General features: G+C 64.5%; 8 protein-coding genes and 2 pseudogenes. 7 read left to right on the forward strand and 3 right to left on the reverse strand.

Annotated elements, in window-relative coordinates:
* The first annotated feature begins 237 nt into the window (after positions 1-237).
* The gene (locus tag OKW27_RS35840) at positions 238-561 is read left to right on the forward strand and encodes a hypothetical protein (RefSeq protein WP_018418368.1); all 324 of its coding nucleotides are present in this window, start codon (positions 238-240) and stop codon (positions 559-561) included.
* 371 nt (positions 562-932) lie between these two features.
* Here the strand turns inward: OKW27_RS35840 and OKW27_RS35845 are convergent, their stop codons facing one another.
* Both OKW27_RS35845 and OKW27_RS35850 read right to left on the reverse strand, forming a co-directional pair.
* Positions 933-1,184 carry a hypothetical protein gene (locus OKW27_RS35845; RefSeq protein WP_090804114.1) on the reverse strand — a complete coding sequence of 84 codons (252 nt, stop codon included), beginning with the start codon at positions 1,182-1,184 and terminating at the stop codon, positions 933-935.
* 334 nt (positions 1,185-1,518) lie between these two features.
* Positions 1,519-1,914 (reverse strand): annotated as a pseudogene (locus OKW27_RS35850) (transposase); the annotation flags it as partial.
* 403 nt (positions 1,915-2,317) lie between these two features.
* Here OKW27_RS35850 and OKW27_RS35855 point away from each other — a divergent pair.
* From OKW27_RS35855 to rluB, 4 genes are all read left to right on the forward strand, one after another.
* Positions 2,318-3,220 carry a LysR family transcriptional regulator gene (locus tag OKW27_RS35855; protein WP_090804116.1) on the forward strand — a complete coding sequence of 301 codons (903 nt, stop codon included), beginning with the start codon at positions 2,318-2,320 and terminating at the stop codon, positions 3,218-3,220.
* A 190-nt stretch (positions 3,221-3,410) separates the two neighbouring features.
* On the forward strand, positions 3,411-4,631 hold the full coding sequence (locus OKW27_RS35860; protein WP_429336240.1) for a pyridoxal phosphate-dependent aminotransferase: 1,221 nt from the start codon (positions 3,411-3,413) through the stop codon (positions 4,629-4,631).
* Between the two features lie 385 nt (positions 4,632-5,016).
* Positions 5,017-6,060: an SMC-Scp complex subunit ScpB gene (gene scpB, locus OKW27_RS35865; protein ID WP_090804119.1), complete on the forward strand. Its 1,044-nt coding sequence runs from the start codon at positions 5,017-5,019 to the stop codon at positions 6,058-6,060.
* 63 nt (positions 6,061-6,123) lie between these two features.
* Positions 6,124-7,899: a 23S rRNA pseudouridine(2605) synthase RluB gene (gene rluB / locus OKW27_RS35870; RefSeq protein WP_429336241.1), complete on the forward strand. Its 1,776-nt coding sequence runs from the start codon at positions 6,124-6,126 to the stop codon at positions 7,897-7,899.
* Between the two features lie 302 nt (positions 7,900-8,201).
* Here the strand turns inward: rluB and OKW27_RS35875 are convergent.
* Positions 8,202-8,668 (reverse strand): annotated as a pseudogene (locus OKW27_RS35875) (IS110 family transposase); the annotation flags it as partial.
* A 654-nt stretch (positions 8,669-9,322) separates the two neighbouring features.
* Here OKW27_RS35875 and rimP point away from each other — a divergent pair.
* Both rimP and nusA read left to right on the forward strand, forming a co-directional pair.
* On the forward strand, positions 9,323-9,781 hold the full coding sequence (gene rimP, locus OKW27_RS35880; protein ID WP_006052964.1) for a ribosome maturation factor RimP: 459 nt from the start codon (positions 9,323-9,325) through the stop codon (positions 9,779-9,781).
* Positions 9,778-11,253 carry a transcription termination factor NusA gene (gene nusA, locus OKW27_RS35885; RefSeq protein ID WP_090804122.1) on the forward strand — a complete coding sequence of 492 codons (1,476 nt, stop codon included), beginning with the start codon at positions 9,778-9,780 and terminating at the stop codon, positions 11,251-11,253. Before rimP ends, nusA begins: the two co-directional genes overlap by 4 nt.
* Positions 11,254-11,268 lie beyond the last annotated feature (15 nt).

Below are 11,268 nucleotides of genomic sequence, written 5' to 3' on the forward strand. Positions count from 1 at the left end.
GACAAATCCACGGGCCTGCCATCGCGCCGCGGCGGTTGCATCGTCGGTTCATGGAGAGAACGCTAACATGCCGTTCTGACGGGGGTTCCGAAAACGAGACCAGGCAGCACCTGGCGGAAATCCGCCGTCAGACAGGCGGCGAGCTTCCGACCAGGCGCGGGTGCTACGCGCGTCGCCGGTGGCGCAGTGACGCGTGGGCATGAATGTGTCATAGCTGCACTTTAAGAAAGAAGTGAGATGACCACGTATTCCAACGAAGCGGTACTTGAAGCGCTGCGGCGAGCGCAATATCGTCAGGTTCCCTGGGCCAGAAGGCCGGGTGTCTTCCAATATCTTCGCGCGCTGGGGCTGATGGACACCGTTCGTCAGCGAACCGTCGCACCGGCGCCAGGCTTTCATGCTCCCGTCGACATCGCGGTGCTCACCGAACGGGGCAAAGCGGAGTTTGCGCGGCTCGAGCACGACGAGCGTCTGCTCACATGGACAGCGCAACGCATGAACGATTATGTTCTCGGCGCGGCCGAACCGCAGTCCGCCGCGACAGCCGAAGTCAGATCTTAGCTCAAGGTTCATCGCTTACCTGAACTGAGTCACTGTCCGCCCGGGCCTGTCGCCCCTCGGCGGGCCGTCGCTGACGTCGACCGGTCGCCGTGCGCGTCCGCGGGCGACTCTCGGCTTCCCATCGACAAGGCGGCGACGCGATCCGCGCAGGTCGTTGCCGTTGCGCGCCTTTCATGCCATCAACGCCTCGAGGGCGAAAAAAAGCCCGTATCACGAAGATACGGGCATACCGGAATTACTACTGCCACGCTGTGCTAATGGCGTTGAGTCAGACTGGTGCCGCGTCCGGTGGTTCCCCGATCGTAAGTGCGCAATGCAAGATACTGGGCACCGCGTCGCGCGACGCGCCGTCCGAGCGACGACTTGGCAAATCAACGCCGCCGCTGATCCTCACGCGGCGCATCGGGCCGAGCCCGCACATTGCTGGCGATATCGCCGCGCAGATCGCCACGCGGCGTCGGCGGCGTGAAGTCGCGATTATGGGCCTCGCTCTGCTGCCACGCTTCCAGCGTGGCCTGGCGGTCCGGGCGCCAGTTCCACCCTTGCGGGCGTTGTTGCGCAATTGCGGGCGCGGCCATCGATGAAATCACAATGCCGCACAACACCAGTGACATTGGTTTCATTCCGAAATCCCCCTCGACCTCGAGCCCTTCGACTCAAGGCCTGTTTGCATAAGTATTAACGTATGCCGGAGGACGAAAGCACGCTGTAATTAATGGTAAATGGATGTTTCACCCGGAGCTATCGGGTAGTTTGGCAGTCTGAGGCAGCGCGCAAGGAGCGCGGTGGCGGTTGTGCGGGAGGCGCGACGAAGGGGCGCGCGAAGCGGAGAAGACAGCGTCTCGCGGCGACCGTCAAATGCTGGCGGGTCGTGGGCGCGCACGCAATCGTGGAAAAGTCGGCTGGATAAAAAACCGGGCGCCTACAGGCGCCCGGTGACCGCGTAGTTTCGGGTCAGGCCATCTTGACCGGCGCGCGCCACGATTCCGGATTGGTCCAGAACGCGCCGCGTAGGCGGTCGCGGCTCGGCGGTGCCGGCGGTTTCGCGGCCGTTGCGCCGATCCGGCCGCGCAGCGAGATTTCGCGGCCGCTCGTGCCAAGCCGTTTCACAATTTCAGCGAGCGTGCCATCGGCTTGCCACTCGTCGAAGCGCCGGCGGCAAGTCGGGGGGGACGGGTAGCGGCCCGGCAACTTGGACCAGCCTTCGCCTGTCGACAACACCCAAAGCACGGCGTTGACCACCGCCCGAGCTTCCACGCGCGGTCGACCACGCCGTTCGCTGCGCGCCGGCTCGGCGCAGAACAAAGCCTCGACCAGCGCCCATTCGTTATCTCTCAAATCGTCGAACAGCATCATGTTTCACCTCAGCGAAGCTAACTCCGGTGCGCTGCCCCGCGCCGCGCACTCTTCACGCACTCGATAGGCGAGTGCCAAAGGGGACGGGCTTGCCACGGATTGCCATCGGAAATCATGGCGCCCTCCCTGTGCGTTTCACAACGCACGAAGTGTGCCAATCTGCTGCCGATTGCCTGAAAGCCCCGTAGCGGCGGGCCAACGCGGGCGCCAGCCAGGGCCGTATAAGAATCCAAAAAACCCATCTCGCAAATCGGGACAATCACCAATCTGGGGCAGAAAAGCCCGGCCGGCGTGCGTTCGCGCTTTTTTGCTGCATTGCAGCGGCCGCGTGGACGGTGCTTTGCCGCATGTATTTGGTCGTACAATGCGCATCAAGCTGCGCTATTGATGAGGTGAACAAATGAATGTGACGCTGCGACAGCTCAGGGTTTTCATCGAGGTGGCGCGCTTGCAAAGCTTCAGTCGGGCCGGCGCCGAAATCGGCCTCACGCAGTCGGCGGTCAGTCGCTGCGTACGCGAGCTCGAAAGCGAGATCGGCCTGAAGCTCATCGATCGCACGACGCGCGAAGTGCAACTAACCGACGTAGGCGGCAACCTCGTGGCGAGTGTGTCGCGACTGCTGGGGGATCTCGACGACGCGTTGCGCGAGATCCGCGAAATCGGCGAGCAGCGCCGCGGACGCGTGGTGGTCGCGGCGAGCCCGACCGTCGCGTGCCGGCTGATGCCGCGCGTAGTCGCGTCGTGCGGACAGCAGTTTCCTTATGTGACGCTTGGGCTGCGCGACGACGTGCAAAGCGACGTAGTGCGCAAGGTGAAGTCGGGTGAAGTGGACTTCGGCGTGATCATCGGCCCGTTCTCCGACGACGATCTGCTCAGCGAGACGCTGATGACGGACTCGTTCTGCATCGTGTCGCGTGACGATCACCGGCTCGCCGCGCGCAAGCAGGTTACGTGGAAGGACCTCGACGGCGAGCAACTCGTGATGCTCGATTATGCGTCCGGCAGCCGCCCCCTCATCGATGCCGTGATGCAGGCGCAGGGCGTGAACGCCACCGTGGTGCAGGAACTCGGCCATTCGGCGACGGTGTTCGGGCTCGTCGAGGCGGGCGTCGGGATCAGCGTGCTGCCGTGGCTCGCGCTGCCGCTGCCGGCGGGGGCGTCGCTGGTCGCGCGTCCGCTGGTGCCGCGCGCGGAACGCCTCGTCGAACTGGTGCGGCGGCGCGACCGGTCGCTGTCGCCCGCGGCCGAGGCGGTGTGGAATCTGATCCGCCAGTTGCCGGCACGGGCCGAGGAGTTGAATTAACGGGCGGGATCGCGTGCGATCCGTTCGACTGGTGGATTGGCGCCGGGCGCGGCCCGCCGCCCACACGCCGCCTGCCGCTACTCGCTGCGCCGCTGTCCGGTTACCCGGCGCGCTAAACTACCATCTTCATCGCGCACGCCTTCGCGGTTGCGCTTCGAGCCTCTTATCCTTCACCCACCCGGAAGCCTCGATGAGCGAATTGGACCTGCCCGTGCCCTCCATCCCGAATGCGCGCGACGCCGTACGCGCGCTGCGTCCATCGCAAATCCGTGAAGTCGCGAACGCCGGTTTCGGCGTCGACGACGTACTGCCGTTCTGGTTCGGCGAGTCCGATCGCGTCACTCCCGCATTCATTCGCGACGCCGCGAGCGCCGCGCTCGCCGCCGGCGCGACGTTTTACACGCACAATCTCGGCATCGCGCCATTGCGCGCAGCACTTGCGGGCTACGTCAGCGAGTTGCACGGGGCGACGTCGCCCGAGGACGTCGCGGTCACGAGCGCGGGCGTCAACGCGCTGATGCTCGCCGCGCAGCTGGTGGTCGGCGGCGGCGACCGCGTCGTCGCGGTGACGCCGCTATGGCCGAATCTGGTCGAAATCCCGAAGATTCTCGGCTCGCATGTCGAAACCGTCGCGCTCGGCTACGGCGAACGCGGCTGGGAGCTCGACGTCGGACGATTGCTGACCGCGCTGACGCCTGACACGAAGATGCTGATGATCAACTCGCCGAACAACCCGACCGGCTGGGTGATGAATCGCGACGACCAGCGCAGCGTGCTCGAACACTGCCGGCGGCACGGCATCTGGATCGTCGCGGACGAGGTCTATGAGCGGCTCTACTATCCCGGCGATGACGCCGCCCAGGCGGCCGGTGTGCGCACCGCGCCATCGTTTCTCGACCTCGCGACACGCGACGAACGCGTGATCTGCGTGAATTCGTTCTCGAAAGCCTGGCTGATGACGGGGTGGCGGCTCGGCTGGATCGTCGCGCCGACCGCGTTGATGGACGACCTGGCGAAGCTGGTCGAGTACAACACGTCGTGCGCGCCGTCGTTCGTGCAGCAGGCGGGCATCGCGGCGCTCCAGCAGGGCGAGCGTTTTACGCAGCAGCTGGTGCGCGACCTGAGGACGTCGCGCGATCATCTGGTGCGCGCGCTGTCGGCGGTTCCCGGCGTCGATGTGAAGGCCCCGTTGGGCGCGATGTATCTGTTCTTCTCGATGCCGGGCGCGACGCGCAGTCTCGATTTGTGCAAGGCGATGGTGCGGGAGGTCGGGCTCGGCGTGGCACCGGGCAGCGCGTTCGGGCCGCAGGGCGAGGGGTTCGTGCGCTGGTGCTACGCGTGCGATACGGTGCGGCTCGATGCCGGCGTCGAGCGCTTGACGCGGTTTCTGGCGCGCCACGCCGGGGCCTGATCATGCGGCCTCGTACGCCCCCCGCGCTTCGTGTTGATGCACCGCGAGCGGCGAAAAGCCGCGAATCGTGAGAATCTTCTTGCTGTCGACTCGACTCGACTCGACCCGGGCGGGCGCGGCTACACCGGTCGGCGCCGCAGCAGAAGATGCACGGCAGATCGCGGCTTTACGCCCCGGTCGTTTTTGCGTAATATGGCGCTCAGTCACGCGATTCCTTTCAGGAATATCGCCGCTCCGTCCGGCTGGGTCTGGCTCGATAAGTCTGTTCGCCACCCCCCGGTGCGTGCTCCCATCAATATGACCGATCAGAATCGGGCGAGCGCGTCTTCAGTTCCACATCGTCTGTTTGATCCGGTTCTTTGACCACAGGGTCTGACCTAGCTGCATGAATACCCAAGAGGCGAAGATCGTCCTCGAGACTGCCTTGATCTGCGCGCAGGAGCCGTTAAAGCTCGGCGAATTGCGCAAGCTCTTTGCCGACGGCGTGTCGGCGGACACTGTTCGGACCTTGCTCGAAGACCTGAAGCGGGACTGGTCTGGGCGCGGTGTGGAGCTGGTCGGGCTGGCGTCGGGCTGGCGGTTTCAAAGCAAGCCCGCGATGCGTTCGTACCTGGATCGGCTGCATCCGGAAAAACCGCCGAAATATTCGCGCGCGGTGCTCGAAACGCTCGCGATCATTGCCTACCGGCAACCGGTGACACGGGGCGATATCGAAGAAATTCGCGGTGTGACGGTGAATACGCAGGTCGTCAAGCAGCTCGAGGATCGCGGCTGGATCGAGGTGATCGGTCATCGCGACGTGCCGGGGCGTCCGGCGCTGTATGCGACCACGCGCCAGTTCCTCGACGACCTTGGTCTAACGGCGCTTGACGAGTTGCCTCCGCTTGCCGATCCGTCCGCACAACTGAACGCGGATCTGCTGGGTCAGCACGCGATCGAGTTTGCCGAGGGCGACGCGCAAAGCATGCAGCAGCCGGTGCAGGATGCCGGGCACGACATCGCAGGTGAGGCTGGCGAGCCGGCTCCGCCGGAAGCGGCGCAGCACGCTGCGTCGGGATTTGAAGCAGCGCCGCCCGAGACGGTAGCCGAGTCGACGCTCGAACCGGAGCCCCGTGCGGAAGCGACCGGGCAGGCCGGCACGTCGAGTGCGTCAGACGCGTCGAGCGCGCCGCACGACATGCAACAACAGCCCGAACCGGCACCCGCGGCAGCGCATGCCAGCGTCGCCGGCTCGGCACAGCATTACGATCCGGTCGCCCAGACCGATCCGGCAACACCCGCGCACGGCTCGGGCGCAGCTCGCAATACGGAGCACGCCGCCGAGCCGAACCCGATCGAGGCGGCGCACGACGATCCCGAGGATCGCCGCGATGCCGCACAGGACGCAGGTTTTCTGACCGACGACGAAACCGAGTCGCGCAGCGCCTGACGTAACCGAACTTTTTTGCCGCGCCCGCAACGGGCGCGCGCGACCTGACATTTTGAGGTTGTTTTGACACATACCCACGACACCGATTCGTCCGAATCCGAGCGCCCCGTGCCGTCGGCGCGGACCGACGAACGCACTACGCAAGCGGCGACAGGCGAGGGCGAGCGCCCGGCTCATGGCGCGGAAGCAGAGGGCGAAGAGCGCCCCCGCCGCGGTCTGCGTCGCGGGCCGCGCAGCCTGATCGCGCGACGCCGCGCCGGCGCGAAGACGAAGGCAGCCGAGGGCGCGCCCGCGCAAGGCGCGCCGGTCGTCGCCGAAACGCCGCCGGACGGCGAGGTCGTCGCCCAGGTGCGCACGCCGCGCAAGGACGCGGGCGCGAAACAGGGCGGGCGTCGTAACGCTGGCGGTGCGAAGCGCGAGGGCGCATCACGCGAAGACCAGCGCGAACGTCAGCCGCGCGAAGGTCAACGTGAGGGCCAGCGCCAGAATCGCCGCGGCGCCGATGCGGCCGCGGAGTCAGCTCAGGACGATCTGTTCTCATACGTGACGTCGCCCGCATTCGATGCCGACAACACCACGACTGGCGGCGTACGCGCGCCGATGCTGCGCCATGGCAAGGCAGCGGCCCCGAAGCGCGTGCTGTCGCCCGATGACGACGCGCCGAAGCTGCACAAGGTGCTCGCCGAGGCGGGCATGGGCTCGCGTCGCGACATGGAAGAGCTGATCATCGCCGGCCGCGTGTCGGTGAACGGCGAACCGGCGCACATCGGCCAGCGCATCATGCCGACCGACCAGGTCCGCATCAACGGCAAGCCGGTCAAGCGCAAGGTCGCCGGCAAGCCGCCGCGCGTGCTGCTGTACCACAAACCGACCGGCGAAATCGTCAGCCACGCGGACCCGGAAGGCCGTCCATCGGTGTTCGACAAGCTGCCACCGATGAAAACCGCCAAGTGGGTCGCGGTCGGGCGTCTCGACTTCAACACTGAAGGTCTGCTGATGCTGACCACCTCGGGCGATCTCGCGAACCGGTTCATGCATCCGCGTTATAGCGTCGAGCGCGAATACGCGGTGCGTGTCGTCGGCGAACTCGCCGAGGGTATGCGTCAGAAGCTGCTAAACGGCGTCGAACTCGAGGACGGCCCGGCGAATTTCTTGCGCATCCGCGACGGCGGCGGCGAAGGCACGAATCACTGGTACCACGTCGCGCTCGCCGAAGGGCGGAATCGCGAAGTACGCCGCATGTTCGAAGCGGCCGGCCTGATGGTCAGCCGGCTGATCCGTACGCGCCACGGCCCGATCTCCCTGCCGCGTGGTCTGAAGCGCGGCCGCTGGGAAGAACTCGAGGACAATCAGGTGCGCGCACTGATGGCATCGGTCGGCCTGAAGGCGCCGACTGAGGAGCGCGGTAGCCGCAATGCGGCGCCGGAGCGTCGTCAGCCGGATCCGATGCAGACGTCGATGGGCTTTATCAACCGCGAGCCGGTGTTGATGTCGCACAGCCGCTTCGAGCAGCAGCCGCGCGGACAGGGTCGCCGTGGCGCGGCGGGCGGTGGCTTCGGCGCGGGCATGGGGGGCGGCACTGGTTCTGGTGTCGGTGTGGGCAATCGTGGCGCCGGGGGGCAGCGCGGCCGCGACGTCGACGGCAATCGCGCGTCGTCGCCCAACGGCAACCGTGCGCGCACTGGCGGCAAGCGTGCCGGCGCGTCCGGCGACAGCGGCGGCAATCGCGGGCCGGGCGGCAATCGTGGCGGCAACGCCAACCGTGTCGGCGGCAACGCGGGTTCGGGCGGCGCGAATCGTGGCGGCGGCACGGCGCGCGGTCGCTCGCGCGGCCGTTGAGCGGAGCGCTGTACCGCGTTTGAGGGGTGGCCGTTGAACGGCCATACCCTTTGGTGCAGTTCGCATGACCTGCCAGGCTGATATGACTTCCGGTGTCAATCGGGATCGGGTTTTTAGTTTCTCGAATTCATGTTGCCGGAATTTCCTCAGGGCGGTGTAGCAGTACATTTCGGCGGTGGATCAAGCTGATATCCGCGGGTTGGGTACCGCACTACAGATGTCCGCCCAATGAGCCTGCCGCTATCTGGAACCGCAAGTCGGATGCAGTAGTCCGTTGCGTAGCCTGGTCGCGGCTTACTCGTCCCAAGCGAGAGTAGAAAGGCCTTCACGCGTTGCCGTGCGCGCTTCAGGTCGTCTTTGGCGCCACCCACGTCCGTGCCAGATCGCGGAACGCTTCGTCGTCGCTCGGCACGTACACCGCGGAGAGGTCACCGGCGCGCAAAGACCGCACAAGCTTGATCGCATCACGCCGCTCAGTCTTGACCCGTTCACCCGGTTTTTTCGGAATCAGCGATCGGGCGCACACGATGCACCCGAATCCCTTCTGCACGAACTGCCGGTAAAGTCCGTAGCCGCATGGACCGGCCTCGCAGACAACGCAGATGTGCCGCACTTTCGACTGCAGGCGCCTGCACAGGTGATCGATATCAGTCTGCGTCATACCGATCTTGCCCAGCAGTTCGACTTCGCCCGAGCCCGGCGCATACGCGACTGTGATCGAGTCCTTGTGTACATCGAGACGGACGCACAGCGTGCTATCGTCTTCCATGCTGGCCTCCGTGCCGGAAATCGCCGGGAGCGGCCGTGTCCGCACTGTGCTGCTCTGGCTGCAATGCTAACCCGCGCTTGATTCGTTACGGCGGGCCAGCCATTGCCTCACGGGAGTCATACTGCATACTGATTAGCAATGTCGAGTGCTTCCCGGCCGAGCCGTTTATCGTTTTTGGCGATTTTATGCCGCCTCTTGTTTGCCGCGTTCGCATGGCGTTCCGATGCGTCAAACGCCGTGCGAAACTGCGCTGAAGACCGACAGGACGCATCGCCGCAAAGTGTTGGCGTAGCCCGTCCGGCTCCCCTTCCCGACGGCTCGGGCGACCTTGCAAAAGCCCGGATTTGCCGCCACATTGTCGAAAGATTCCTATCAAATCAAGCGGAAATGCGCATCGCCCCGCGTTCCGCGGATTGCGTTTGGGCCGGAAAATGGCTACAATCGCGGAGTCGCTGGGCGTACGGTTTCATGTGCGGCTCAGGTGCGACCACCGGCAATAAGATGATGGGCGTTCAGCCCATTTTTTTTTGCCGCTCAGTTCATCGTGGTTCGGCATCTCGGGTTCGCACGAACGTGCGCCGGCTTGGCGCGCGGCCCGCATTGGTTGTTTGCAGAAGAGGCGAGGCTCGCTGCGCGAACATCTAAGAGGGCACTGTGCAACTGACGGAACTGATTGAAACCACGGTCGTGGGACTCGGCTACGAGCTCGTCGATCTCGAGCGCACCGGGCGCGGCATGTTGTGTATCTATATCGACCAGCCAGCCGGCATCGCAATCGAAGACTGCGAGAAAGTCACGCGTCAGCTCCAGCACGTTCTGACGGTCGAAAATATCGATTACGAGCGGCTCGAAGTATCGTCACCCGGTCTCGATCGCCCGCTGAAGAAACTGGCGGATTTTGAACGTTTCGCGGGCAGCGAAGCGGTTATCACACTGAAAAAGCCATTGGACGGTCGGAAATCGTACCGGGGCATTTTGCATGCTCCGCAAGGCGAGACGATCGGTCTGGAATTTGAAGGAAAAGAAGGGGCCGCGATGCTCGATTTCACGCTCGCGGACATGGACAAGGCGCGCCTTGTTCCGAAAGTTGACTTTAGGAGCCGCAAACAATGAGTCGCGAAGTGTTGATGCTGGTGGATGCGCTGGCACGCGAGAAGAATGTCGATAAGGACGTGGTATTTGCCGCGCTCGAAGCGGCTCTCGCTTCGGCCTCCAAGAAACTCTTCGAAGAAGATGCGGATATCCGCGTCCACATCGACCGTGAAAGCGGCGTGCACGAAACGTTTCGCCGCTGGAAGGTGGTGCCGGACGAAGCAGGTCTGCAGGAACCGGATCAGGAAATTTTGCTGTTCGAGGCGCGCGAGCAGCAGCCCGATATTCAGCTCGACGAGTTCATCGAGGAGCCGGTGCCGTCAATCGAATTCGGCCGTATCGGAGCGCAGGCCGCCAAGCAGGTGATCCTGCAGAAGGTGCGCGACGCCGAGCGCGAGCAGATCCTGAACGACTTCCTCGAGCGCGGCGAACACATCATGACCGGCTCGGTGAAGCGCCTCGACAAGGGCAACTTCATCGTCGAATCGGGCCGCGTCGAAGCGTTGCTGCGCCGCGACCAGCTGATCCCGAAAGAAAACCTTCGGGTGGGCGACCGCGTGCGCGCGTATATCGCGAAGGTCGACCGCACCGCGCGTGGTCCGCAGATCGAGCTGTCGCGTACGGCGCCGGAATTCCTGATGAAGCTGTTCGAGATGGAAGTGCCGGAAATCGAGCAGGGCCTGCTCGAGATCAAGGCGGCGGCTCGCGATCCGGGCGTGCGCGCGAAGATCGGCGTGGTGGCTTATGACAAGCGCATCGATCCGATCGGCACCTGCGTCGGTATTCGCGGCTCGCGCGTGCAGGCCGTACGCAACGAGCTCGGTGGCGAAAACGTCGACATCGTGCTATGGTCGGAAGACCCCGCCCAGTTCGTGATCGGCGCGCTCGCGCCGGCAGCCGTGCAGTCGATCGTCGTCGATGAAGAAAAGCATTCGATGGATGTCGTCGTCGACGAGAACGAACTCGCGGTCGCGATCGGCCGCAGTGGCCAGAACGTGCGGCTTGCCAGCGAGCTCACCGGCTGGCAGATCAACATCATGACGCCGGACGAATCTGCGCAGAAGCAGAATCAGGAGCGTGGCGTCCTGCGCGACCTGTTCATGGCGCGTCTCGATGTCGACGAGGAAGTCGCCGACATCCTGATCGACGAAGGCTTCACGAGCCTCGAAGAGATCGCCTACGTGCCGCTCAACGAAATGCTCGAAATCGAGGCATTCGACGAAGACACCGTTCACGAACTGCGCAACCGCTCGCGCGACGCGCTGTTGACGATGGCGATCGCGAACGAAGAAAAGGTCGAGAATGTAGCGCTCGACCTGAAGAGCCTGGACGGCATGGACGCCGACCTGCTCGCGAAACTGGCCGAACATCAGATCCAGACGCGCGACGAACTCGCCGAGCTGGCCGTGGATGAACTGGTCGAGATGACTGGGATGGGAGAGGATGCCGCTAAGGCGTTGATCATGAAAGCACGTGAACACTGGTTCCAGTGAGAAATGACCATGGCG

The sequence above is a fragment of the Paraburkholderia sp. 35.1 genome (assembly GCF_050436525.1).
Lineage (GTDB): Bacteria > Pseudomonadota > Gammaproteobacteria > Burkholderiales > Burkholderiaceae > Paraburkholderia > Paraburkholderia tuberum.